21 protein-coding genes, 1 tRNA gene and 1 other annotated feature are annotated in these 24,295 nt (G+C 45.3%); of the genes, 9 read left to right on the forward strand and 13 right to left on the reverse strand.

Annotated elements, in window-relative coordinates:
* Positions 1-212: 212 nt before the first annotated feature.
* From ribD to ribE (D1151_RS01120), 4 genes are all read left to right on the forward strand, one after another.
* Positions 213-1,331: a bifunctional diaminohydroxyphosphoribosylaminopyrimidine deaminase/5-amino-6-(5-phosphoribosylamino)uracil reductase RibD gene (gene ribD, locus D1151_RS01105; RefSeq protein WP_161907628.1), complete on the forward strand. Its 1,119-nt coding sequence runs from the start codon at positions 213-215 to the stop codon at positions 1,329-1,331.
* Positions 1,313-1,978 (forward strand): riboflavin synthase, encoded by a 666-nt coding sequence (gene ribE / locus D1151_RS01110; protein WP_161907629.1) that lies wholly within the window; start codon positions 1,313-1,315, stop codon positions 1,976-1,978. The genes ribD and ribE (D1151_RS01110) overlap by 19 nt, the downstream gene beginning before the upstream one ends.
* 25 nt (positions 1,979-2,003) lie before the next feature.
* Positions 2,004-3,212, forward strand: a complete 1,209-nt coding sequence (locus D1151_RS01115) for a bifunctional 3,4-dihydroxy-2-butanone-4-phosphate synthase/GTP cyclohydrolase II (RefSeq protein WP_160200751.1) — start codon at positions 2,004-2,006, stop codon at positions 3,210-3,212.
* A 103-nt stretch (positions 3,213-3,315) separates the two neighbouring features.
* Entirely contained in the window at positions 3,316-3,783 is a 468-nt protein-coding gene (gene ribE, locus D1151_RS01120; protein ID WP_160200750.1) for a 6,7-dimethyl-8-ribityllumazine synthase, read from the forward strand.
* A gap of 141 nt (positions 3,784-3,924) precedes the next feature.
* Here ribE (D1151_RS01120) and D1151_RS16985 read toward each other — a convergent pair whose 3' ends face one another.
* On the reverse strand, positions 3,925-5,889 hold the full coding sequence (locus tag D1151_RS16985) for a sigma-54-dependent Fis family transcriptional regulator (RefSeq protein WP_161907630.1): 1,965 nt from the start codon (positions 5,887-5,889) through the stop codon (positions 3,925-3,927).
* A 203-nt stretch (positions 5,890-6,092) separates the two neighbouring features.
* On the opposite strand from D1151_RS16985, the gene D1151_RS01130 reads away from it, so the two are divergent.
* Both D1151_RS01130 and D1151_RS01135 read left to right on the forward strand, forming a co-directional pair.
* The gene (locus tag D1151_RS01130) at positions 6,093-7,550 is read left to right on the forward strand and encodes a sodium:alanine symporter family protein (RefSeq protein WP_161907631.1); all 1,458 of its coding nucleotides are present in this window, start codon (positions 6,093-6,095) and stop codon (positions 7,548-7,550) included.
* 2 nt (positions 7,551-7,552) lie between these two features.
* Positions 7,553-9,151, forward strand: coding sequence for an amidohydrolase (locus tag D1151_RS01135; protein WP_161907632.1), 1,599 nt, complete (start codon positions 7,553-7,555; stop codon positions 9,149-9,151).
* Positions 9,152-9,223: 72 nt separating this feature from the next.
* On the opposite strand, the gene D1151_RS01140 is transcribed toward D1151_RS01135, so the two are convergent.
* The 8 genes from D1151_RS01140 to D1151_RS01175 form a co-directional block, all read right to left on the reverse strand.
* A complete protein-coding gene (locus tag D1151_RS01140) occupies positions 9,224-10,123 on the reverse strand; it encodes an EamA family transporter (RefSeq protein ID WP_243151133.1) in 900 nt (299 codons plus the stop codon).
* A complete protein-coding gene (locus tag D1151_RS01145; protein ID WP_161907634.1) occupies positions 10,114-11,523 on the reverse strand; it encodes a S10 family peptidase in 1,410 nt (469 codons plus the stop codon). The genes D1151_RS01140 and D1151_RS01145 overlap by 10 nt, the downstream gene beginning before the upstream one ends.
* Positions 11,524-11,525: 2 nt before the next feature.
* On the reverse strand, positions 11,526-12,704 hold the full coding sequence (locus D1151_RS01150; protein WP_161907635.1) for an amidohydrolase family protein: 1,179 nt from the start codon (positions 12,702-12,704) through the stop codon (positions 11,526-11,528).
* Entirely contained in the window at positions 12,695-14,128 is a 1,434-nt protein-coding gene (locus tag D1151_RS01155) for a S10 family peptidase (protein ID WP_161907636.1), read from the reverse strand. Before D1151_RS01155 ends, D1151_RS01150 begins: the two co-directional genes overlap by 10 nt.
* A gap of 26 nt (positions 14,129-14,154) precedes the next feature.
* On the reverse strand, positions 14,155-15,543 hold the full coding sequence (locus D1151_RS01160) for an MFS transporter (RefSeq protein ID WP_161907637.1): 1,389 nt from the start codon (positions 15,541-15,543) through the stop codon (positions 14,155-14,157).
* Between the two features lie 330 nt (positions 15,544-15,873).
* Positions 15,874-16,440: a GntR family transcriptional regulator gene (locus D1151_RS01165; protein WP_160203208.1), complete on the reverse strand. Its 567-nt coding sequence runs from the start codon at positions 16,438-16,440 to the stop codon at positions 15,874-15,876.
* Positions 16,441-16,443: 3 nt separating this feature from the next.
* Entirely contained in the window at positions 16,444-18,180 is a 1,737-nt protein-coding gene (locus tag D1151_RS01170) for an AMP-binding protein (RefSeq protein WP_161907638.1), read from the reverse strand.
* Between the two features lie 79 nt (positions 18,181-18,259).
* A complete protein-coding gene (locus tag D1151_RS01175; protein WP_161907639.1) occupies positions 18,260-18,922 on the reverse strand; it encodes a pentapeptide repeat-containing protein in 663 nt (220 codons plus the stop codon).
* A gap of 339 nt (positions 18,923-19,261) precedes the next feature.
* Positions 19,262-19,519, forward strand: a binding site (T-box leader).
* 73 nt (positions 19,520-19,592) lie between these two features.
* Between D1151_RS01175 and D1151_RS16990 the strand changes: the two genes are divergently transcribed.
* The 3 genes from D1151_RS16990 to trpS are packed head-to-tail and all read left to right on the forward strand — an operon-like array spanning position 19,593 to position 21,310.
* The gene (locus D1151_RS16990; RefSeq protein ID WP_285813876.1) at positions 19,593-19,721 is read left to right on the forward strand and encodes a hypothetical protein; all 129 of its coding nucleotides are present in this window, start codon (positions 19,593-19,595) and stop codon (positions 19,719-19,721) included.
* A 50-nt stretch (positions 19,722-19,771) separates the two neighbouring features.
* A complete protein-coding gene (locus D1151_RS01180) occupies positions 19,772-20,293 on the forward strand; it encodes a phenylacetate--CoA ligase family protein (protein WP_161907640.1) in 522 nt (173 codons plus the stop codon).
* A gap of 36 nt (positions 20,294-20,329) precedes the next feature.
* Positions 20,330-21,310, forward strand: coding sequence for a tryptophan--tRNA ligase (gene trpS / locus D1151_RS01185; protein WP_161907641.1), 981 nt, complete (start codon positions 20,330-20,332; stop codon positions 21,308-21,310).
* Positions 21,311-21,393: 83 nt separating this feature from the next.
* Here trpS and D1151_RS01190 read toward each other — a convergent pair whose 3' ends face one another.
* From D1151_RS01190 to D1151_RS01205, 4 genes are all read right to left on the reverse strand, one after another.
* Complete coding sequence (locus tag D1151_RS01190; RefSeq protein WP_160203213.1) at positions 21,394-22,191, reverse strand: ABC transporter permease; 798 nt, start codon at positions 22,189-22,191, stop codon at positions 21,394-21,396.
* A gap of 5 nt (positions 22,192-22,196) precedes the next feature.
* Positions 22,197-23,000 carry an ABC-2 family transporter protein gene (locus D1151_RS01195; protein WP_161907642.1) on the reverse strand — a complete coding sequence of 268 codons (804 nt, stop codon included), beginning with the start codon at positions 22,998-23,000 and terminating at the stop codon, positions 22,197-22,199.
* Positions 23,001-23,012: 12 nt separating this feature from the next.
* Entirely contained in the window at positions 23,013-23,801 is a 789-nt protein-coding gene (locus D1151_RS01200; RefSeq protein WP_160203215.1) for an ATP-binding cassette domain-containing protein, read from the reverse strand.
* A 284-nt stretch (positions 23,802-24,085) separates the two neighbouring features.
* Positions 24,086-24,161 (reverse strand) — tRNA-Arg (locus D1151_RS01205).
* Positions 24,162-24,295: the final 134 nt, after the last annotated feature.

Genomic DNA, 24,295 nt, shown 5'->3' on the forward strand with positions numbered 1-24,295 from the left:
CTGTCAATCAAAATTTTACATCAGTTTTGGTTCATCACCCCTTTATTTGCGCACAAATTTTCCATTATATGAGATTTTATTCTTTAATTTCCATATAATAGGCTGCACAGATTAAAAGTTTTAGTACCTTTTTTGAAAAAAACCGAAATAAGTACTAACAGCTAGTCTCCATGCTCTTTCATGCATTTGCTTTGTGGAAAGGAATACCTCCTATGGACAAAAAATATATGAGGCTTGCCATCAATCTTGCGAAAAAGGGCGCCGGTTATACCGCCCCTAACCCGCTGGTCGGCGCAGTTATCGTAAAGAATGACAAGATTATCGGACAGGGTTTTCACGAAAAGTACGGACAGCTTCATGCTGAGCGCAACGCTCTTGCAGACTGCAGAAGTCGTGGAAATGACCCAAAAGGCGCGTCTATCTACGTGACCCTGACGCCCTGCTGTCACTACGGCAAAACGCCGCCTTGCACGGAGGCAATCATTGAAAGCGGTATTTCCCATGTCATCATCGGTTCCCGCGATCCCAATCCGCAGGTTTTAGACAAAAGTATCGAGCTCCTGAAAGCTGCCGGAATCAAAGTCACAACCGATTTCCTTCGCGAAGAATGCGACCAGCTGAATCCAATCTTTTTCCACTATATCACCTGTCACACTCCTTATGTGACGCTGAAATATGCCATGACTATGGACGGGAAAATTGCTACCTTCGCCGGTCATTCCCAGTGGATTACAGGCGAGACTGCCCGTGCAAAGGTTCATCAGGACAGACATCTGTACACAGCGATTATGGTCGGTATTGGTACAGTTCTTGCTGACGATCCACTCTTGACCAGCAGACTGGCTGATGGCAGCGGAAAAAATCCGATTCGCATTATCTGTGACAGCAATCTTCGCACACCTCTTACGTCAAAAATTGTAACTACTGCTTCCGAAGTGGAAACAATGATTGCTACGGCAGAAAATGATCCTACGTACCACGCACCTTATCTGGAAAAAGGTTGTAAAATTCTAGTGGTTCCAAAGGATGCTTCCGGCTCTATCGACCTGAAAATCTTGATGGTGCTTCTGGGCACCATGAAAATAGATAGTATTCTTTTGGAAGGAGGCGCTGCTCTGAACTGGTCGGCGCTGCATGCCGGCATTGTCAACAGACTGCAGGCATATATCGCCCCGAAGATTTTCGGAGGAAAAAATGCCCTCTCCCCTGTTGCCGGAGACGGCGTCGAATTTCCTTCGGAAGCTGTTAAACTGACTAATTCGAAGATTACCGCCATCGGCGAAGATTTACTCATAGAAAGCGAGGTTTTGCCATGTTTACAGGAATTGTAGAAGAGTGCGGCACCGTGACAGCTGTTCAGAAAAATGCCGCTTCGGCGGTTTTACACATCGGCTGCAAAAAAATCCTGTCTGACATTCATCTGGGTGACAGCATTGCAGTAAACGGCGTCTGCCTAACTGTCACAAGCTTTAACGGAAGCAGCTTTTCCGCTGATGTCATGCACGAAACGCTGAACCGATCCTCTCTAGGGGCTTTATCCGCAGGTAGCCGGGTCAATCTGGAGCGTGCTATGGCAGCGGGCGGCAGATTCGGCGGACATATCGTCAGCGGACATATCGACGGCACAGGCACGATTACCCAGATTCAAAAGGACGACAATGCAGTCTGGTACACCATCAACTGCGGTGATCAACTGCTAAAATATATCATAGAAAAAGGCTCCATCGCCATCGACGGAATCAGCCTGACAGTAGCGCGGCTTGAGCACCGAAGCTTTTCTGTCTCCATCATTCCCCACACCTTATCTGAAACCATACTGGCAGATAAAAAGTCGGGGGATATCGTCAATCTGGAAAACGACTGTATCGGAAAATATGTGGAGCGGCTGCTCTCCTTTGAGTATCCCAACGCTGCTCCTGCGAAAAAAGAAAGTAACATCACCGCCGCGTTTCTTGCAGAACACGGATTCAATTATTAGAAACAAAAAAGAAAGGAAAATCACCATGAAAGAATTTGAGTTTAGTACAGTAGAAGAAGCCTTGGAAGATTTGCGCCAGGGTAAAATCATTCTCTGCACCGATGATCCGGACAGAGAAAACGAAGGCGATTTCATCTGCGCCGCAGAGTTTGCCACGACTGAAAACGTCAACTTTATGGCGGTTCATGGCAAAGGTCTTATCTGCATGCCGATGAGCGAAGAAATCTGCAGGAAACTCCAGCTTCCCCAGATGGTTGACAACAACACTGACAACCACTGCACCGCCTTTACCGTTTCCATCGATCATGTAGACACCACGACCGGCATTTCCGCTGAGGAACGTGGACTGACCGCCAGAAAATGCGTCTCAGGTGACGCAAAACCAGAGGATTTCCGTCGTCCCGGTCACATGTTTCCGCTGCTTGCAAAGCCGCAGGGCGTTTTGGAGCGGAACGGCCATACAGAAGCAACCGTAGACCTGATGCGCCTTGCTGGGCTTTCCGAATGCGGTCTGTGCTGCGAAATCATGCGGGAAGACGGCACTATGATGCGCACCCCGCAGTTGAAAGAACTTGCTGCCAAATATGACTTAAAATTCATCAGCATCAAAGCTATCCAGGAATACAGAAAAAAACACGAAAACCTGGTAGAATGCGTCGCTGTTACCAAACTGCCAACCAAATACGGCAACTTTATGGCACACGGCTATATCAATAAACTCAACGGCGAGCATCATATCGCATTGGTCAAAGGAGATATCGGAGACGGAGAAAATCTTTTGTGCCGTGTACACTCTGAATGTCTGACCGGCGACGCCTTCGGTTCGGCTAAGTGCGACTGCGGCGAGCAGCTTGCCGCTGCCCTGACCCAGATTGAGGCAGAAGGCAGAGGCATTCTCCTCTACATGCGGCAGGAAGGCAGAGGCATCGGCTTAATCAATAAACTGAAAGCTTATGAACTACAGGATCAGGGTATGGATACCCTGGAAGCCAACCTTGCCCTGGGTTTTGCGGGCGATCTTCGCGAATACTATATCGGCGCGCAGATTCTAAAAGATCTGGGCGCGAAAACCCTGCGGCTTTTAACCAACAACCCACAGAAGGTTTACGAACTGTCCGAGTTCGGCATGGACATCACAGAGCGCGTGCCGATTCAGATGCCTGCCACCGCCCACGACCTGTTCTATCTGAAAACCAAACAGGAAAGAATGGGACACATTCTGGATTATAAATAAACCATACGTCAAATCTTTCCCGGAGAGCTGCACTGCTCTTACTGTATAACGCTCCGGAAATGATATTGACAAAAATCTAATCTTAAGATAGGAGAAATAAAACATGAAAATTTATGAAGGAAAATTAGTATCAAAAGAAATCAAAGTTGGCATCGTATGCGCCAGATTTAACGAATTTATCGTATCAAAGCTGCTTGGCGGCGCCCTGGACGGTCTAAAACGTCACGACGTTAAAGAAGAAAACATTGAAATTGCATGGTGCCCAGGCGCTTTTGAAATTCCTCTCATTGCACAGAAAATGGCAAAGTCCGGAAAATACGACGCGGTCATCTGTCTTGGCGCAGTAATCCGCGGCACTACCTCCCACTATGATTACGTCTGCGCAGAAGTTTCCAAAGGCGTTGCTTCCGTCTCTTTAGCTGCGGATATTCCTGTGATGTTCGGTATTCTGACTACAGACAACATCGAGCAGGCCATCGAAAGAGCCGGCACAAAAGCTGGAAACAAAGGCTATGACTGTGCAGTTGGCGCAATCGAGATGGTGAATCTGATTGGGGAGATTGAGAAATAATTCGCGTTCCCAAAAAGCAACATATTAAAATTGTATAAGCGAAAAGTACTGACCAGCATATCTTTCGAAGAACTAAAAACTATAAAATGAATTTTTCAGCCCAAGGAACCTGCCGGCAAAGCAAGCCCCTTGGGTTGTTCTTCAAATCACCCTGCATCCTCTTCTTCCCTTTCCGATTTCAATCAGGCCCTCCGATTCCAATGTATGAAGCAATTTTCGCGCCTTATCATCGCTGAGTCTGATTCCCCTCTTTGATAGCTCCCACAAAATCGCAGTGCGTCCAATACCGGAATCAGTGTCCGTGTGTCTGCTTATAATATCCAGCACTAGTCCCCTAATATCTGCTGGCTCCGGCTTTGACTCAGTAGCAATTGCTTCCCGCTGCGGCAACACGGTAGCGCCGATTCCCTTCGGCAACTCTCCAAGAAGCAGATAGTAGTCTGCTGCATTTTTTAACTCACGCACATTACCCGGCCATGAGTACTGCGCAAGTGCAGTCTTCTCCTCGGCAGTCAGCCTCTCGTAAGATTCACCGAGAAAAGTCTCCATCAGCTTTGGAATTTCTTCCGACCGTTGGCGAAGAGGCGGCAGTTCAACAGGAATATTGCTGAGCCTATAATATAAATCCTCTCGAAACTCTTTTTGAGCAATGGCTTCCCGCAGATCCTTGTTGGTGGCAGCCAAAATCCGAATATCTACATCGATGACCTTATCACTGCCAAGACGCATAATCTGCTTTTCCTGCAGCACACGCAGAAGTCTTGCCTGCAGATTTAAAGACATATCTCCGATTTCGTCCAGGAAAATAGTACCCTTGCTGGCCTGCTCAAAGAGACCGGTCTTTCCGTTGACTGACGCACCGGTAAAAGCGCCCTTTTCGTAGCCGAACAGTTCACTTTCCAGAAGTGACTCCGGCAGCGCCGCACAGTTAATCGCCACAAACGGCTGACTGTTTCTCCAGGAGTAATTATGAATAGACTGTGCAATCATTTCCTTTCCGGTGCCGCTTTCTCCGCTGATTAAAACTGTATAATCCGAAAGCGCAGCTTTCTTTGCAATCTCGATGGATTTACGCATGGCAGAACTTTCACAGCATATATCGTCAAAGGTGTATTTCGCTACCAATCCGCTCTTTACAAGCTGCTTATTCAGTGCGTTTTCCATGTTCTTAATGTCCTTGACATCATTAAACAGCAGCGAATATCCAATCACCTGATCCACAATTTTTACATCAATCTTGGTGACAATATAATTGCCTCCGTAAAATTTTACCAATCGATTGTCAAATTCTTCATGACGTATCATCTCCACCATATCATCATCAAAAAAGGAGGAAACACTGACGCCCTCTCTATCGTCAATACCAAGCAGCGTCTGTGCTTTATCATTGACATACACAGTGCGAAGCTCCTTATCCAAAATCAAAACAGCATTTTGCGCATCTCTAATCGTTCGCTTAAGCATTTCTGTCTTGAGATGCTCCGTTACATAGCGCTCATTGATGCCCTTGTTGTTTTCAGCTACCAGCTGGGTGTACTTCAAAAGATTTCTCGTCACACTTTCGTTATGCAGTCCCAGCTTATTGATAATCGTAATAAAAGTGTTCACATCGATATATCTGTTCTGGATGTTAATCGCTTTTTTAATAAACGATGGCACTTTTTCATCCGGTGTAATGGCAATGGTGATTTCACGATACTGCGCCTCATTTTCCCCTTCTAAATAGGGAATCAGATGTAAATGATTGAGTCCCATCTCATACAGGTTATTGGTAACCTGCAGCGTGCTTTCTCTCGAATCGTTGACCACAAGCACATTGGTTCCTTCCGGAATACTGAAAACCTCAGGCAAAAACTGCCGCTGAATGGTTCTTCCCATAACAATGACCTTGTCCAGCGAAGAAGTATAATCCTTCATTGCGTAAACTCGGTCTTCATATAAAACAACAAACAAATCTGCATCTATCAGCGCCTCATGGTTCAGTTCCTCCAGAAAGCAAATTCTCGCCTCAATGCAATCTCCCAGCACGTACTTTAAATTCCGTAAAAGCAAATCACATACTGCAAAATTTTCTCTGTTATTAAATACCAAACATACGTTCTTCATCAATCTTCCCCTTTCCTTGCTCATTTTCCTTTATCGGATAATTATAAGATAATAATCCCATTTTTGCAATAAAATTTCCTATTTCTTTCCTGACTTTTACTTAATTTCTCTTTTTTCTGTACTGGCACGCTTTTTGCTATATAATTAATAGCGCGCAACTAAAATTTTACAAATCTAAAAAACAAGAAAGAAAGGTAGAAACTATGTTTGCACTCTTTGAACAGTTTACAAATTTCCTCTACGGACTGCCGCTTCTGATCGTAATACTGGTCACCGGCATTTACTTAACCCTTCGCACCGGATTTTTTCAGCTCCGTCACTTCGGACATATTATAGGCAGTCTCTTCAACAAAGAGCGCCGCAGCGGCGGAGCCGATGATAAGAAAAAACTAACTCCTTTCCAGGCCATTTCCATCGCTATCGGCGGTACAGTCGGCGTCAGCAATATGAGCGGTGTCGCTACTGCCATTGCAACAGGAGGTCCAGGCGCCCTCTTCTGGCTATGGGTTGCCGCTCTTTTAGGCATGATTATCAAAATGGCAGAAGTTACACTGGCTGTTTATTACAGAGAATCCACTCCCGGCGGCGAATTCCGCGGCGGTCCTACTTATTACATGCAGAAAGGTCTGGGTCAGGAAAAAGGATATAAATTCTGGAAAGTCTTTGCTGTTATTTTCGGCGGCTGTATCTTTATGACATGGTTCATCACATTACAGAACTACACCGTATCTGAAGCTGTCGGCAACACCTTTGGACTGCCTCTCATCGTACCTGCGATTCTTTACGTAATCGGAATTTACATCGTCATCATCGGTGGTATCAAAAAGGTCGGCGTTGTTGCATCCTATCTGACACCGATTATGTGCACTTTTTACATCATCGCAGCTATCGCTATCCTGATTATCAACGCTAACCAGTTGCCTCACACCTTCGCTATGATCTTTAAAGGTGCATTCTCCACACAGGCTGCTTCCGGCGCTTTCCTTGGCGCAACAGTGGCTTACGCTATGCGACTTGGCTTTGCTCGCAGCGTATACAGCAACGAAGCCGGTTGGGGTACTTCGCCAATGGTACACGCTACTGCAAACACAGATCACCCTGTAAAACAGGGACTGATGGGCGCCTTTGAAGTATTCATGGACACCATCGTCGTATGTTCCCTGACAGGACTTGTTATTATTGTAACTGGTTACTGGGACAGCGGTCTGCAGGGAGCGACCCTGACACTGACAGCTTTCGAATCCGTCATCGGCTCCTTCGCAAGAATTATGATCGCTATCAGTATCTTCCTGTTCGGCATGACCACTTCCACGGGCTGGTTCACCTACTATCAGGTTATTTTAGACCATGCTCTGAAAGGAAAAGAAAAAGTAAAGAAAATTGCTTCCAAAGTATTCCTCATCGGAACACCGCTGTGGGGTCTTATCGTAACTGTACTGACTGTATACGGAAACGGCACCCCTGCACAGCTTTGGGTCATTGCAGACTTTACTACTGTATTCCCAACCTTCTTTAACGTTGCAACCCTGTTCCTGCTCAGCGGCACTTTCATCAAGCTGTTAAAGGACTACCGTGCACGTTACCTGGGTGAAGGCAAAATCGACCCGGATATGCACCTGTTCTTTGAGGATAAAGAAAAAGCACAGAAAAAGGACGCATAACAATGGATACATTATTTTACAACGGAATTGTGAGCACATTAGACCAGCAGGATACCATGGCAGAAGCCGTTGGAATTACTGATGGGAGAATTACCTTTGTCGGCTCCGATGAGGAAGCAGCTGCGCTTTCCTGTAAAGAGCGCATCGATCTGAAAGGGAAAATGCTGCTGCCTGGTTTTGTTGACAGTCACCTACATATGCTCCACTATGCTTTTGTAGAAAACTCCATCAAACTCTTTGACTGCCGCAGTGTGCAGGACGTTTTGGACGCTGCAGCTAAAAGACTTGAAATCAGAAAGGAAAAACCGCTGTCATGGCTCTTTGGCCGCGGCTGGAACGAGGAACTTTTCGACGTGCCCAAGTATCCAGACAAAAAGGACCTGGACGCACTGGCAGATGACATTCCTATTATCATGGTTCGCGTCTGCGGACACACTGCAGTATGTAACTCCTGCGGGCTGGAAAGGCTGAAGGAGATCAAAGAATACCCGGAAATCTGCCGTGACGTAGATGAAGTTCACGGCATTCTGAAGGAAAATGCTGTTCAGTTCTTCTATTCTGTATTGGATGCTCCCAGTCAGGAAGAGATCGAAGATTACATCAAATTCGGTATCAGCAAACTAAACGAGGCAGGTGTCACCGCTATTCAGTCTGATGACCTTGCTTCCCTTCCGGGTAAAAACTGGCGCAGAATTATGTCTGCTTTCAAAGCCCTGGACAATCGCAAGGAAATGAATCTTCGTATCTATGAACAATGCCTCTTTGAGAGATTTGTGGATTTAAAGGATTTTCTAAAGGAAGGCTATCGAACTGGTCAGCAAGGCGACTTCTTCACAATCGGTCCGGTCAAGCTACTGCAGGACGGTTCCCTGGGCGCAAGAACCGCTGCTCTGTCGCAGCCCTACGAGGGTGAACCGGATAACACCGGACTGATTATCTACAAGCAAGAAGAGCTCAACGAAATCATTGCCTGCTGCGACAAATATCACATGCAGATTGCTGTACACTGCATCGGAGACAGGGCTATGGATATGGTGATCAAAGCCATTACTGCCTCCCCTTATCGAAAGGATAATCCCAAAGACCGTCACGGCATTGTCCATGCGCAGATTACCAGTCAAAAGGTGCTGGACGATATGAAGGAAAATCATATCATTGCATACATTCAGCCGGTATTTCTCGATCTGGACATGGATATCGTGGAGTCCCGCATCGGCAGCCAGCGTATGGATAAGGTCTACGCCTGGAAATCCATGCTGGACATGGGCATTCCCGTGTCCGGCGGCTCCGATGCACCGGTTGTAAGCTTTGATGTACTGGAAAACATCTACTTTGCTGTCACAAGAAAAAACATTCACGGACAGCCGGAGGAAGGCTGGATTCCTGAGGAGGCCATGTCTGTTCACGAAGCGGTTCGTCTCTTCACCAAAGACGCAGCCTACTCTTCCTACTCCGAGGAAATAAACGGCACCATCGAGGTCGGTAAATACGCCGATTTAGTCGTTCTGAACCAAAATATATACGATATCCCGCCTGAAAAAATCAAAGATGCTCAGGTCGAGATGACAGTATTAAACGGAAAAGTAATCTATCAAAAATAATTGCATACTGTCTTACGCAAAAGGACGTCCCAAATCATCAGGACGTCCTTTGCTATTTTCTTTATTTTTACTTCACATCACATACAGCGCCAAAGCCGCCGTCATAATCAAAATAGCCGCTATCTTTTTCCGTAGCATAGCTTCCTTTAAGAACACCGCCGACAACACCGCAGATAAAATGATACTCATACGAAAAATCGTTGTTACCACATTGACATCAGCAAAAATCAAGGCTTTATAGAAAAAGATATATCCGCCGCCAAGCAAAATAGCGCCTAATACGATTTTTACCAGGTCCCCTGCCGCCAAGGACCATGCCTTTTGCCGGTGCCTGCTCCTTGGTTTTTCCTCTTTCTGCTTCGCCAGATACAAAATCCACATCATAATCATTACGATAAAATACCGTATCCCACTGGCAAAATTGCTGTCTACCGGTGAGCTGTCCATCTTCGTCAAGATATGAGAAACCGATATACATGCAGCAGACAAAACCTCATACACAATCCATTTTCGACTGGCACAGTTTTTCTCCTGCGATGATTTATTTTCCTCGTCTCTTTCAATCATCAGCACAGTCCCCGCTACCATCAACACTGCGCCTGCCAGCATAGCGCCTGAGATATGTTCCCGCAGTATCACCGCACTTAGAACCATCGTCATAACAATGGACAGATTTTGCAGTGCCAGCACCACGCTGACCGGACCGTCTTTCAGCCCCAGATAATAGAAAACCCAAGATATGCCCAGAAAAAAACCGGAAGCCGTCAAAAGAGGCCAGCTTTCCACCAGCCCCCATTGATTGAAGCTGCCAAACAGGATTGCCGCTGCTGCAAACATGCAAAAGATGATGGTATTACTCAGGCCGTTGACCCAGTAAACATCCGCCTTTCCCATGCCTGCCTTTGTCGCAACCACAGAACTTCCGCCAAGGATTGCGGACATCCCTGCCAAAATCAAACCGATTATCTGCATGCCCACTGGATAAACTTATGCAGATCTTCGCCCAGCTTAGCCGCTGTCACTTCACCTAAGTACGGCATATGACCTGATTCATAGGCTTCAAACTGAATCCGGTCTTTGGGCAAATCATGTGATGCAACCAAATACTCCGTATAGCCCAAAGTCGTTACCATGTCATAGTATCCGGTTCCAAACATAACTTTCATCTTCGGATTTTTGCGCATAGCGCTTTCAAGACACTTAACCGGCGGTTTCATGGTATGAAAATCCCAGCTTTCGCTGACGTCCATGGTTAAATTATCGTACAGATCGTCATTTTCTATGGTCAGTTCCTTTTTCATCATACTGTTAAAACAGTGGACAAAAGCAGGCATCGCCATTGCGCTGATTGCATCGTCACCGAACATATCATAAGTAGAAATATCCTCCAATGCGTCCATTTTGAACCTGCCGTCATAACGACTGAGACGGTATCCCTCTTTCGCCATACCGATTAAAGGATAATTCTTTGTTTCTACCCGCAAATTCAGTTTCAAAAGGGTTTCCGCATCCAGCCCTGTGAAATACTCCAGTCTTTCCAAAATATGGTTTTTCTCCCCTTCTTCAAGACGGCTGCCAAGGGCCAGCGCTGGCAGATATTCCCGATATGCAAATTCCGAAGCTTCCTTTGTAAAGTCTTCCAAGGACGGCTTTCCATCCTGATGGTGCAGCCAGTAGCTTGCCGCAATGGAGCTAAAATTCAGTACTGCTGTATCTACAGGAAACGGTGTTTGTCCGTGATCCAGCGCCGTTCCCAGCATAACCACACCGCTTAAATGGAGCGTATTGCAGCTGCTAAGGCCTGTTCCCTCGTTATAGAAAATCTTATCTGCAACCAGTGCATTTCTAATGGTTCCGTAGCTTTCACCCATGACAAACAGCGGAGCGTTCCATCTGTCGTGACTGCTCAGCCATTTGTTCATAAGCTGCACAATTTCAATGGCGTCTCCGTCAGACGAATAGTATTTATGCTTTGCCTCTTTTTTCAGCAGGCGGCTATAACCACAGCCCACTGGATCGATGAGCACAATATCACAAATATCCAAAATCGTATCAGGGTTATCTTCCATTTCAAAAGGCGGCATAAAATCCATGGAAACTGCGTCGCCAAACTTTATTCTTTTTGGACCAAGAGCGCCCAGATGAATCACAGCGCTGGAAGAACCCGGCCCGCCGTTATAGGCAAAGAGCACCGGTCTTCCTGCCTCGCTGCAGTCGGTACGCTCATAAGCTATGGTATATGCTGTCGCCTCAGCCTCACCGCAATCATCGAAAAAGGTCCATTCCTCAGTTGCTGCTTTATAAGCGACTTCTTCACCCCGCAAGATGCAGCTTTTCTCTGTCAAATAGGATTTTGTTTTCTCGATTTTCATTTCTATCTCACCCTTTCACCAGCCAGGAATACTGCTTCCGGCTTATGATACATGACAGAAATATCCTGTTCCGGTTTTCCGTTCACCAGAATCAAATCAGCAGCTAAACCTTCCTTAATTTCGCCATTTTCTTCTTCAATGCCAAGAATTTCAGCATTGTACTTAGTCGCCTGCAGCAAAATATCCAAATCTTTCATGCCGCAAAGTTCCTTTCTGAAACGAAATTCGATGCCCTCCTCGTACTGATCCATGCCTACAGTACTGTCTGTCGCAAAACCCAGTTTCAGTCCTGCTTCATAGGCAGATTTAATTCTGCCCGCTGTCAGTTTCAGCATATTTGCCAGCTTTTCTAAAAGAAATTCCATTTCAGGCGGTGTCTGCGCCGGATTCTGGTACATTGCAGAAAGGGTCGGTACCAAATAGCAATTCTTCTTTCCCATCAGAATTTCGATGGTTTCATCGCTGATGAATGACGCATGTTCCACGGTTCTTACCCCGCTTTCAATACTGAGACGGATTGCGCCGTCGCCATGAGCATGAGACGCTACATAAGCGCTCTTTAAATCTGCTGCCTCAATAATCGCCTCTATTTCTCTTTTGGTAATAATCGGCTGTACCGGAATGCCCTGCTTGTGGAAAGCGGAGCCTGACGCCATAATTTTTACAAAATCGGCGTGTTCAGCTAACTCCTTTCTCACCAGCTTCATCAGCTCGTCAGGACCATCACCCCACTTATACATATCATAGATAATATCCGCTTCTTCAATTTCTGTCGTTGAAACGATATGTCCGCTGGAAATGACTCTAGGTCCTGTCATCAAGCCAGACGCAAAAGCATCACGAACATAATTTGCAACACGCAGCGGTGTGCCGCAGTCTCTCAACGTTGTAAATCCGTAATCCAGATACCGCTTGCTGACCTCTGCGGTTTTCATGAACAACTTCATCGGATCTCTCATCATATCCGCCGTGAAGTAACGAATTCCAATTAAATGGGTATGGGTATCCATCAGCCCCGGCAGCAAAGTTTTGCCGCCGCAGTCGATGACTTCACCCTCATAGTTTTCCTTTGGCCTGTCATAGACTGCTGAAATTTTCCCATTTTCTATTTCAACTGCGCCGCATTCACTCTCCACACCGCCAGACAAAGCACCTACTAATCTGCAACGATTCAATAACATGATTCCATCTCCTCCTTTTCAATAAAATCTCTGATATCTTGAGATAATTTTTCTCCGCTTTCTTCGCCTACGTAAGACATATGCCCCGACGGATACTCTCTCAGAATCACCTGCCCTTTCTCAGCATCCAGATGTCCCGCCGCATAGCGCGCCTGCCCGATGGTACTTACCAAATCATATACGCCGTTGGTCAGCAGTACCCGAAGGCTCGGATTTCTGCGCAGCGCCGCCCGCAGATATTCCAGCGGTGTCTTTATTCCGTCAAACTTCCACATACCATTTACATTGAAATTGATGATGTGGTATGGCATATCAATGTCAATTCCCAGTTCTTCTGCCAGTTTCAGGAATCCACCACGGAAAGCAGGTGTATAGCGTCCCATAGCGCCGTCATCTGCAACAGGGTCTGCCATACCGATTTGACCGCTTGCATGCATGACAAATCTGCCGTCATACATGCCGATTTCCTGGCCCTCATCGCCGAGGAGCTCCTTGCTGAACTCGCTAAGACTGATGCGGTAATTCTTTTTCTTTAAATAAGATGGAGAAAGTCCTGTAAAATAGGTCAGTTTCTCGATGAAAGACTTCGTCTCTGCTTCGGTCATTCTGTTTCCACGGTATAATCCAGCGAGAAGTTCCTTTCCTGCAAAGGCGTCCGCCTCCGCTATAAATGCGTGTAAATCAGGTTTCTCTTCCCGATTAAAATACCAGTTACACGCCGCCATAGTCGGCAGATCCAGCACCATCTTCTCAACACCGTATTCGTCCCACCAGTTTGGCTGCGGATTCACATTGAGTCCCGTTCCCATCATGATAATGCCATCGATGGTAATGCCCTTTGATACAGCGCCTGCACAAATCGGTCCGCCCATAAGAATTGACGGAATCACACAAGCACGCATCGTTCCGTAGCTTTCACCCATGAGATATTTTGGACTGTCCCAACGATTTTCTTTTCTAATCCAATCTTCGATGAATCTCGCAAAAATTTCACCATCTTTTTCGTAGGAATAAGCCTCCGCCTGCCTTGTTTCCTCTATAATCTGGCTCCAGCCTGTTCCCATCGGATCGATGATAACAACGTCGCAAAGATCCAAAAGGCAATTAGGATTTTCTTCAAGTTCAAATGGCGCTACTGTCTGCGGCGCGGTAGGATTTTCAAGTCTAATGCGCTTCGGCGCCAAAAGTCCTGTATGCAGCCACAGAGCAGAAGAACCCGGTCCTCCATTAAAGGCAAATATCACCGGTCTGTCCTGAGAAGATTCAACATCTGTCCGCACATAAGAATATGTAAACATCGTGCCAAGCAATGCTCCGTCTTCTCCGTAAAGAGGATAATCGCCGCAGCAGGTTTTATAAGAAATCTCAATTCCACCTGCAGCCGCTTTGCCTTCTGATTCAAATTTTCTCAAAATAGCTTCCATTTCAAATACTCCTTTTCAGATGCCGTTTATCTTGCTTCTGCAGCAGCTTCGCGTTCTTCGATTTCTTTCTGCATTTGCGGAATCTGCTTTTCAATCTTCGCAATATACAGGAACAGCAGTCCGATTACAACAAAGGCGATTGCCGGTATGGTAATATTTTCAGCAAAGAACAGCTGTAATACAGAGTTTTCCTGCATTTCCGCGCCCGCAACGTAAGGCACTAAAGTGAGCAGTGCTGCTGCAACAACGCCGCCGATCGCCTGTCCGAACTTCTGCGCAAAAGTAAACACTGACATAATGCTGGCCTGATTATCAACGCCTGTTTTCCATTTTCCGTAAATCATAGAGTCTAAGATACACTGGAAAATCATATTTCCAAAGAGTCCAAGACCGATACCCTCTACGCCCCAGCAGAAGAACAGCAGCGGTGTAAATGCGTCTCTTGTAATAAATCTCAGCGCATAGTTTGCGATTGCTAAAATGCATCCGAAAAAGCAGGTTTTCGCATTGCCGATTTTAGAAGAAAGCCATCTCATAAACAGAATCGGAAGAACTGCTGTCACTGTACCAATCATGGAATATGCTGACATCAGACCGGTATTCTGAATATTGTACTGTAAGTAATACACCAAAGTGCTTCCCATGACGGAGGCATAAAGCAGATATCCAATATACGACAAGCTGACAATCAGACAGTACTTATTGTGAATCAGCGCAGATAACATCTGACCGATTGTAACATCGTCTTTCTTTTCCGGTTCCAGCTCGATTTCTTCTTCATAGGTTCTCTCATAGCCTTTGGTTCCAAAGTATGCGACTAAGTGGCACAGCGCATAAGCAACGGCATAGATCGCTGCAACAAGGGCAAAGCCTTTTTCCAAATCCATACCGCCCAGCTTCGTTACCATAGGCAGAGAAATAGCCGGAATAATCAGGTTTGCAGCCAGTGTGCCGACAGCCTTGTACTGTCCCAGGCTAACACGTTCTTCTCTGTTGTCGGTAAGACGAGCAAGAAGCGTATTCAGAGGAACACTGGTAATGGTTGTTGCCATACCCTGGAAAATGTAGGTTACAGCAACCCAAATAATCTTGCTGCTGCCGGAAAGTTCCGGAACAAAATAGCTGAGGAAAAGACATACACCTGCAGGAACGGAGAAATATTTCAGCCAGAATCTGCACTTGCCTTCTTTTGACTTGGTTCTGTCTACCATAACGCCCATCATCGGGTCATTGATTGCGTCCCAAATTCTTGCAATACCCATGATAATAGCGGCTACACCCGGATCAATTTGAATGATATCCGTATAAAAGTACAATAAAAAATACGTGTTAAAAATAATAAGGCAATTCTTACCAAAATCTGCTATTGCAAAACATGATTTAGTCGAAATCGGTAGTTTGTTTCTATCTTTCATGACAAGCTCCTTATAGATTGGTTTAGTGATAACGAATCATTGCTTTAACTGAATCAGGACTAACATTTTCTGTAGCATGTTCAGTTTGAGAAAAAGAAAACTCCGCCAATGGATCGGCCGTCTCCAGTGTCCTGAGCGCTCTTTTCCTTATCGATATTTCGCTGAACATGTCAGCAGAATATCGATAAGCTAATGATATCACAAGCGTCGTTAATTGTCAACAAAATTGTATCGATATAAAAACAACCTTTAATTTCCACTAACACAAACGCAAAGACGAGCGCTTCTACGCTCGTCTTTTATTCCTACTGTCCTTAGATTAAAATTTCCTCAAATCGCTATGATATCTTTCTCGATTTCTCGCTGGGCTTTTTCTAAATCCCGTGCCAGCATTGCATTGATAATTTCTCGATGAATATTGTAATCCTCTTTCTGTAGTGCAAGGAGTCTTTCATTTTGGGAATATGCCACTTTAAAAACTAAATCCCGCACCATATCCTCAAGCTGCCGGTTTCCTCCGATTGCCGCAAGACCGATATGAAATTTGCTGTTGCTCTTGTTCGGTCCTTCCAAATAGACCTCAAGTCCTTGTATTTCCTCGTCTCTGGCGTTTTCTACAGCAGTCTGCACACTGAACTTTTCCAGATGTCTGCGCAGAGCCTGAATCTGATTCACTTCTTCATCGGTGAAATAGTTTACCATATAGCCTCTGCCCGGATAACTGATTACAAATCCTTTGCTGCATAAAATCTGCAGAGCGTCCCGGACCGGCGCTTTACTGACACCGTACGATGCGGCAATTTCTCCAACGTTGAGAAAAGTACGATAATCAAATCTGCCGAAGATTAAATCTTCTTCCAGCTGCTCATAAATCTGTTTTGCTTTTGTATCTGCCATAAATTATAATCCAAGTTCTTTCATTTCCGCTTCAATCTGCTTGAGTTCTTCGTTTCTCTTGGTTTTCTGCGTTGTGGTCTTGACGGTTGGTTTATCCGATAGGAAGTACTTCTTCACCATCTTGTAAGCTGGCATAGTGGCATTGATTTCAGTCATATCCAGATCAAGCTGCGCCTGCAAGTCGTCCAGACTCATGCTCTTTTCATCAAGGTAGGATTTGTCGTAAACGACTTTTGCCCAGAGCACCACATCATTTGCCTTGTTTCTGGTAAAGACCATGCTTTCTTCCACATAAGGCAGTACGTTGATCAGATTTTCAATCTCCTCCGGATAGACATTCTTACCGTTCTTCATGACGATAACGTTCTTCTTGCGTCCGCAGATGAACAAGTAGCCCTCCTCATCAAAATATGCAAGATCACCTGTGTGAAGCCAGCCGTCTACAATCATCTCATCAGTAGCTTCCTGATTATCGTAGTAACCCAGCATAACATTGTCGCCGCGAATGACGAGTTCTCCAATGCCCTCTTCGTTGACATCGACAATCTTTCCTTCTACGTTAGGCATCAGTTTACCGCAAGAACCCGGTTTCAGATAGCGATAAGTCTCACTGGAAATGGTCGGCGATGTCTCCGTCAACCCATAGCCCTGTACTGTAAGAATGCCGAAGTCATTAAGTCCCTTAGCAACTACCGGATCCAAAGCCGCTGCGCCATTGATAATAAAGCGCATTCTTCCGCCCATCTGATCGATGATATCTTTAAACAGCTTCCGTCGCACATTGATTCCTACTTTTTCAGTCAAATCACAAATCTTCAGTGCCGCCTGCACCTTGCCGCTCTTGCCCTGTTTCTCTATGCCCTTCATAATCTTCTTGTACATGTTTTCAAGAAGCAGCGGCACACTCATAATAACGGATACGCCGTATTCCTTCATGTTTGCGCTTACATATTTCAGTCCTTCGCAGAAACAGTTCTTCATGCCTTGGGACAGGAAAGTCAGAAGCCCACTCATACCGTAACAGTGATGCAAAGGCAGAATCATCATATTCACATCGTCGGGGAAAAACAGTTCTTCGCAGTTCATACCATAGTTACAGCTCATGAAATTTCGATGAGAAAGCATTACCGCTTTGGACTGCTCCGTCGTTCCCGATGTAAAAAGCAGATAATTCATTGCGTCCGGATCAATTTCGGCTTCCAGATATCTAAAGTCGCCGCCTTCTACCAGCGCACGACCTTTGTCCAGAAGATCCATCAGCAGCACACCTGTCTCTGACTGAAAATCCATGGCTACGATCATGGAAAGACCTGTAGATTTCTCCGCAAAGATTTCCTCAATCATTTTCGCACTTTTCTTATCATAAAAAATTGCTTCCGCCTTGCTTCGATTGAGGCAGCTTACGATTTCTTCCTTTTGGAGGGCTTTATCAAGAGGCACTGTGATACCCACGCCGCAGCTTGCTGCAAAGTATGCAAGACACCAACTGTAGCTGTTCTCACCGATGACTGCAATGCGCTTATCCTTATAGCCACATTCAATCAGTGCTGTGCCCAGATGTCCCATGGTCTCAAAGAGCTTTGCATAGGTGGTGTTGATATAGTTGACTTCTTTGGTTTCTTTGTTCTTGATTTTCGTCACAAACGCCACTTTATCCGCATACTTTTCTGCAGATGTTCTAAGCAAATCGCGCAGATCGCGAAACTCATGAAATTTCTTTTCTAGTTTATAATCTTTCATATTTTTTCCTTCTGTATAATAGCAAGTTCTTCTATATAGTAGAATAGCACGTTCCAGAGTCGGTGTCAAACGCTTCGCGCTACTCTTTTATGACAATTCCCAGCATCTTCGCCAGCTCCGCAGCCTGAAAAAGGCTGACCTTTGCGCCTTTCAGCTCACCATTTTCGCTAGATACCCTGATTCCCTCCAAAATACATGTAGTGAAATCAACGTCCTTTAGTTTCGTTTTAAAAAATTCCGTTCCAATGCATTGATTCTTATCCATCTGTAGCTTTTTTAATTTACAGTTTGCAAAAAATGCATCGGTCAAATCACATGTAGCAATGGTGCACTGCTCCAGCTTTGTCTCTGTAAAATTCGCCATCGCCATAGCACAGTCTGTAAAAAAGGTGTTGCTGATGCTGCACTGACTGAAGTCCGTGCCCACAAGCTGGCAATTATCAAACTCAGTACTGTTAAACCAGCTTCCTGTAAAACTGCATCCCGGCAGCTGGCAATTTTTGAACAGAGCAGTTTTAAAGTCTGCACCCTTAAAGCGACATCGAATCAACGTGCAATTTTCAAAAATTACGGTATCGAAATTCAGTCCGCTAAAATCCTCTTCTTCAATATGCTCGCCACTGAACCGAACCTGCTCTATATCCTGCTCCTCCTGCCTACACCTCCATGCGCAAGAGTAGAAATCCCTGTCAGCACCGGGCAGCTGAGGCAAATAGATATTTGATGATTTTTTCTGTGTCATTAGTAAACTCCTTTGCGTTCATTATACCATGACGATTCCGCTGAAAATAGAATCAGAAGTCATGATTCAATGAACGCTTCCTTGCGGCAACGCCGATTTAATCCTTTGCGTTCATTATACCACAATTCCCCTCCCCTGTCTTCCTTATCATACCGCCTTCCTGCCAAAGAACACATATCAAATAAGCGTAGCGAGCCGGCACGGTAGCTATGGTACGCTATATTTGTGTAATTTTTTATGGCACGATGCTGCTGAATACGGCTGCCGAGAAAAAAGGAGAAATTCCCTTGACGAGACTTCATCTTTGTGTTAGTATTTTCTATAACAAATTTTATAAAAAATAAACCGTTGACCGAGAGTAGTAGCAGGCAGAAGCTGTCTACAGAGAACTGCAGGTGGTGAGATTGCAGTGATATGCATGTCGTGTGAATGGACTTGGGAGGGCAACCTGAATCGCCTTTATCACTTAGGCGTAGTATGGAAGACGGGTTCGACCGTTATATCGAAGGACATATGGTAGTATGTTCAGAGTGCGCCTATCCGTGAGGATAAGCGAATTAGGGTGGTATCGCAGAAGCTGCAGCTTTTGTCCCTATCGGGGCGAAAGCTTTTTTGTTTGTCAAAAGTCTTTCTCCCCTTCCAAAACACGAAGAAAGATGAGGTACAAAACATGAAAATGAATGACACACAGTTTAATTTGATGAAACAGCAGCTCCGCTGCGTAACCACTTTTTCCGGCAATCTCTATCAGAAAAAATATAAGGACATCGACATTGACATTATGACATTTATGGACTGACCGAAATTTACGGTCCGGGAATCGGCATCAACTGCAGCAGAGAAACTCCTATGCACTACTGGGACGATTATCTCTACATCGAAATCATTGATCCACAGACTGGCAAGAACGTACCTGGCAGCGAAACCGGTGAAATCGTCATCACTACCCTTCGCAAAGAAGGCGCACCGCTGATTCGTTACAGAACCCACGACCTTTCAAGAATTGTACCGGAAAGCTGCAGCTGCGGCTTGAAATTTCCGAGAATTGACCGTATAATAGGAAGAAGTGATGATATGGTAAAAGTCAAGGGCGTCAATATTTATCCCGGTCAGGTAGAAGATATCCTGCGGGACATCCATGGCGTCAGCAGCGAATACCAGATTTCCATCGACCACATAAACGGCAAAGATGTCCTCACCCTCTCTGTTGAAACGGAAGAAGGAATTGACACTGCCGCCGCTGAAAGCTCCATTGGTTCTGCCTTTAAGACAAAGGTCGGACTGGCGATTGAGCCAAAGGCCGTTGCTGTAGGCAGCCTGCCCCGCAGCGAAAAAAAGACAACGAGAATTTTTGATTACAGGAATAACTAATATTCCATACACATGAATAAAACGGAGGTTTATAACATGAAACGAGTATTTTCCGGCGTACAGCCGACCGGCAACATTCACCTTGGCAACTATCTGGGCGCTCTGCGTCAATTTGTTGAATTGCAGGACGATCATGAATGTATTTACTGCATCGTGGACATGCACGCAATTACCGTTCCGCAGGATCCAAAGGAACTGAAAGAACATATCCTGGACGTTGCCGCGCTTTATATCGCAGTCGGCATCGATCCAAAAAAATCCATCATTTTCGTGCAGTCCGATGTTTCTGGACATGCGGAGTTATCATGGGTTCTGACCTGCAATTCCTATACCGGCGAACTTTCCCGCATGACACAGTTTAAGGCAAAAAGCAAGAACAAGGAATCCGCACCGGCAGGGCTTTTCACCTACCCGCTCCTGATGGCTGCCGATATCCTGCTCTACGATGTTGACGTCGTGCCTGTAGGCAATGACCAGAAGCAGCACATTGAACTAACTCGCGATATCGCCATCAGAATCAACAATACCAAGAAAAAAACCTTCGTCGTACCGGAAGGTCGCTACATGAAAGAAGGCGCCCGCATCATGGCACTGGACGATCCGACCCAGAAAATGAGCAAATCCGCAGAAAATGTTCACAGCAGAATTTCCCTGCTGGATGATCCTGCTAAAATCAAGAAATCCATCATGAAAGCGACCACTGACTCAGAAGGCGTAGTGCGCTTTGATCCAGAAACAAAGCCTGGCATCAGCAATCTGATGAACATCTATTCTGTACTGTCCGGCAAATCTTTAGACGAAATCGAAAAGACCTACGAAGGCAAAGGTTACGGTGATTTCAAGAAAGACCTGGTGGAAATCGTGGTCGATGCTTTAGCACCGATTAAAGCCAGATACGAAGAAATCCGTTATTCAGAGGAACTGATTGAAATCCTAAAAGATGGCGCAGAAAGAGCTAAGGCAATTGCAAATCCTGTAATGCAGAGAGTCAAAGACAACTTCGGTCTGGGACTTTAATAAAAAAAGTTGTGCAGGAGGCGTTTTCCGCTTCAATGCACAACTTTTTTCTTGCTGCTTTACCCTGGTGTTCAAACCACATATCACGATCCACTGGACTGATAGCTTCGCACACCAAACCGCCATAAAAGCCACGCCGGCGCCATAAACCAGCATGCCAGAAGCGGCACAAATACAAAGAATCTCGAGGTTTCCTGTCCAATCAAATAGAGAAACGGATAATACTGCACCAGAGCATAGGGAATCACAAAAGTCGTAATCTGCAATATCTTTTTTCCATAAACACCCATGGGATATTTCCCGTATTCTCTGGCACCGTCAATAAAAATATTCATAAACTCCAGTCCTTCCAAGGTAAAAAAACTGAATGCCGCATAGATCAGAAACATGGCTGAAAATACCACAATACCACCTACAAGCATATTGATAATGGTAAGAACCTTTGTAATATCCCACGAAACGCCACCAGCTGAAATCCCATATACGAACATCACTACTGCCTGCAGCATCCTTCCCATACGCGTCAGTTCAAATTCACTTCCAAGCACCTGCAAGACTTCACTTTGCGGTCTAACCAGAACACGATCAAACTCCCCCGTTCGTACCATATCTGGAAACATATCAAAGCCTCTGGCGACCATTTCTGCCAAAGAAAACTCAAGCAGCAAAATAGAAAAGCACAAAAGCACCTGACTGTATGTAAAGCCTTCCACCGCTGAAAATCTTTTAAACATAAAAAGGATTCCCAAAAAAACGTTAAAAGATACCAAGAACTGCCCCACAGCTGTAAGGAGAAATGATGCCTTGTACTGCATGGCTGAGCGCACGCTGATGGACACATAATGCCCGTAAAGCCTGACTGCTTTTTTTATTTTCTTCATCGTTATCACCCTCCCTGCACCACGGCACTTTTTTCTGCCTTTCTGCACAAAATCTTTCCCATCAAGGTAATTACAACCAGCCAAAAGATCTGAAGACTGATAGCCTGTACCAGTTCAGTGCCATTAAGGCTTCCGCTGTAAATCCTCAGAGGAACGTTTTGCATAGCTGCAAAAGGTAGCATCTCCAGCACCTTCGCCAACTTCTCTGGAAAAAACGGAATGGGAATAATTGCACCGGCAAGAAAATCTATGGCAGAAGTAAAAACCATGCGAACACCTCGAGGCGATATGGTAAAAAAAGCAAGAACATAAATCAGCATACATACCGATACGGTCACTGCAAGTCCTAATACCATCGCTGCCAGAAACAACATAAAATACGGCAAACTGGCTGGCATGCACAGCCCGTAAGGCGCAGGCACAAATACCGCAATCAGCAAAATAGGAAAACACCGCAAAACTGCCCGCGACAGCCGATTTGCAACGCTTCTTGCAAACCACATATTATAGATGTCAACAGGTCTTGCCAATTCATAGGCAAGATTTCCCTTTCTGATTGCCTCAAAGATTTCCCCTTCTAACATCCAGACCGCAAAAAAAGCGAGAAACGCCTGCTGCAGCCACACATAGGAAATCGTCGCAGAGAGTGACATGGGAAAAGCTGCAGCGTCTGCCTCGTAAAAAGCGCTGAAAATCATAACTTCCATGAGTCCCCAAAAGAACTGGGTACAGACGCCTGCCAGGGCTGCTGCACGGTACTGCATACCCATGACAAAGCGCAGTTTGAAAAAAGATAAATACTTTTTCATCTTATCACCGCCTTAAATATCATAGGCGTGATACAGCTGTGCAATGGTTTCGTCAATGTTAGCATTCCCTTTTTGGATATCTGCTAGGATTCCATCCATTAGGATTTTCCCCTTGCCGATGAGAATAATCCTTCCTGCTAAGGCCTCGATGTCCTGCATATCGTGGGTCGTTAAAATCACCGTGGTGCCATGTTCTTTATTCTGCCGTTTTATAAAATCTCTGACCGCCAGTTTTGACACAGCGTCAAGTCCGATAGTCGGTTCATCCAGAAACAATATACGAGGTCTGTGCAGAAGGGAGGCTGCAATCTCACAGCGCATCCGCTGCCCCAAAGAAAGCTGCCTTACCGGAGATCGCAAAAGCTGCGACAGATCTAAAAGTTCCGTCAGTTCTTCAAGACTCTGTTTGTATGTTGCGGCAGGAATGTCATAAATATCTTTCAGCAGAGAAAAAGAATCGATAACCGGCACGTCCCACCAGAGCTGTGAACGCTGTCCAAAAACAACGCCAATTTCGCGCACATGATCAATCCGATTCCGATACGGTACTCTACCGTCAACCAAAACCTTTCCACTGTCCGGCGTCAAAATACCACTGAGAATCTTAATGGTAGAACTTTTTCCTGCTCCATTTGGGCCGATATAGCCGACCATCTCCCCATCTGCTATAGTAAAATTGACATCATCCAGGGCATGCACTGTTTCATATTCTCTGCGAAAAAGCGCCTTGCAGGCTTCCTTCAAACCTGCGTTTCTTCGGGCAATCCGGTAGGTCTTGCTCACATGTTCCATAGTAATCATCGCACACTCCTTCCTGCTTCAATACAAAAACGTAGGATTATGATTATACCAAGGATAGTGATATCTGTCAATTAAAACTATTCTCGTAAATATCAAGGAACACTGTCACAAATCTTGCCTGCGCCTTTTCTTCTTCTGTTCCAGAAGTCACCTGCCAGCCATAAGCTTTATATAGCTGATAAGTGAATCTTGTTAGCGGTGGCAATGAAAATTCATCACGAATTTTTGCAATACCTGCAAGTACTGTACAGATAAAAAAAACAGACAGCTTTCGCTGTCCATTTTGGTGCGCCAGACAGGAATCGAACCTGCGGCCTTCACATTCGGAGTGTGCTACTCTATCCCCTGAGCTACTGGCGCATAGTATAAATAGTATACCATATATTTCTATAAAAATCAAAACTAAATTTATTCAACGCAGATAACACTGTCTATTTTATGTTTATCAGCTACGAGAAATAATAACACGTTCATTCGTTTCTCGTGGACTTCTT

This window comes from Emergencia sp. 1XD21-10, assembly GCF_009936045.1.
GTDB classification, from domain to species: domain Bacteria; phylum Bacillota; class Clostridia; order Peptostreptococcales; family Anaerovoracaceae; genus Senimuribacter; species Senimuribacter intestinalis.

Excerpts from the sequence above, each read along its gene's own strand:
- ribD (WP_161907628.1), top strand. The coding sequence starts at position 213 with ATGGACAAAAAATATATGAGGCTTGCCATCAATCTTGCGAAAAAGGGC.
- ribE (WP_161907629.1), top strand. The coding sequence starts at position 1,313 with ATGTTTACAGGAATTGTAGAAGAGTGCGGCACCGTGACAGCTGTTCAG.
- D1151_RS01115 (WP_160200751.1), top strand. The coding sequence starts at position 2,004 with ATGAAAGAATTTGAGTTTAGTACAGTAGAAGAAGCCTTGGAAGATTTG.
- ribE (WP_160200750.1), top strand. The coding sequence starts at position 3,316 with ATGAAAATTTATGAAGGAAAATTAGTATCAAAAGAAATCAAAGTTGGC.
- D1151_RS16985 (WP_161907630.1), bottom strand. The coding sequence starts at position 5,889 with ATGAAGAACGTATGTTTGGTATTTAATAACAGAGAAAATTTTGCAGTA.
- D1151_RS01130 (WP_161907631.1), top strand. The coding sequence starts at position 6,093 with ATGTTTGCACTCTTTGAACAGTTTACAAATTTCCTCTACGGACTGCCG.
- D1151_RS01135 (WP_161907632.1), top strand. The coding sequence starts at position 7,553 with ATGGATACATTATTTTACAACGGAATTGTGAGCACATTAGACCAGCAG.
- D1151_RS01140 (WP_243151133.1), bottom strand. The coding sequence starts at position 10,123 with ATGCAGATAATCGGTTTGATTTTGGCAGGGATGTCCGCAATCCTTGGC.
- D1151_RS01145 (WP_161907634.1), bottom strand. The coding sequence starts at position 11,523 with ATGAAAATCGAGAAAACAAAATCCTATTTGACAGAGAAAAGCTGCATC.
- D1151_RS01150 (WP_161907635.1), bottom strand. The coding sequence starts at position 12,704 with ATGTTATTGAATCGTTGCAGATTAGTAGGTGCTTTGTCTGGCGGTGTG.
- D1151_RS01155 (WP_161907636.1), bottom strand. The coding sequence starts at position 14,128 with ATGGAAGCTATTTTGAGAAAATTTGAATCAGAAGGCAAAGCGGCTGCA.
- D1151_RS01160 (WP_161907637.1), bottom strand. The coding sequence starts at position 15,543 with ATGAAAGATAGAAACAAACTACCGATTTCGACTAAATCATGTTTTGCA.
- D1151_RS01165 (WP_160203208.1), bottom strand. The coding sequence starts at position 16,440 with ATGGCAGATACAAAAGCAAAACAGATTTATGAGCAGCTGGAAGAAGAT.
- D1151_RS01170 (WP_161907638.1), bottom strand. The coding sequence starts at position 18,180 with ATGAAAGATTATAAACTAGAAAAGAAATTTCATGAGTTTCGCGATCTG.
- D1151_RS01175 (WP_161907639.1), bottom strand. The coding sequence starts at position 18,922 with ATGACACAGAAAAAATCATCAAATATCTATTTGCCTCAGCTGCCCGGT.
- D1151_RS16990 (WP_285813876.1), top strand. The coding sequence starts at position 19,593 with ATGAAAATGAATGACACACAGTTTAATTTGATGAAACAGCAGCTCCGC.
- D1151_RS01180 (WP_161907640.1), top strand. The coding sequence starts at position 19,772 with ATGCACTACTGGGACGATTATCTCTACATCGAAATCATTGATCCACAG.
- trpS (WP_161907641.1), top strand. The coding sequence starts at position 20,330 with ATGAAACGAGTATTTTCCGGCGTACAGCCGACCGGCAACATTCACCTT.
- D1151_RS01190 (WP_160203213.1), bottom strand. The coding sequence starts at position 22,191 with ATGAAGAAAATAAAAAAAGCAGTCAGGCTTTACGGGCATTATGTGTCC.
- D1151_RS01195 (WP_161907642.1), bottom strand. The coding sequence starts at position 23,000 with ATGAAAAAGTATTTATCTTTTTTCAAACTGCGCTTTGTCATGGGTATG.
- D1151_RS01200 (WP_160203215.1), bottom strand. The coding sequence starts at position 23,801 with ATGATTACTATGGAACATGTGAGCAAGACCTACCGGATTGCCCGAAGA.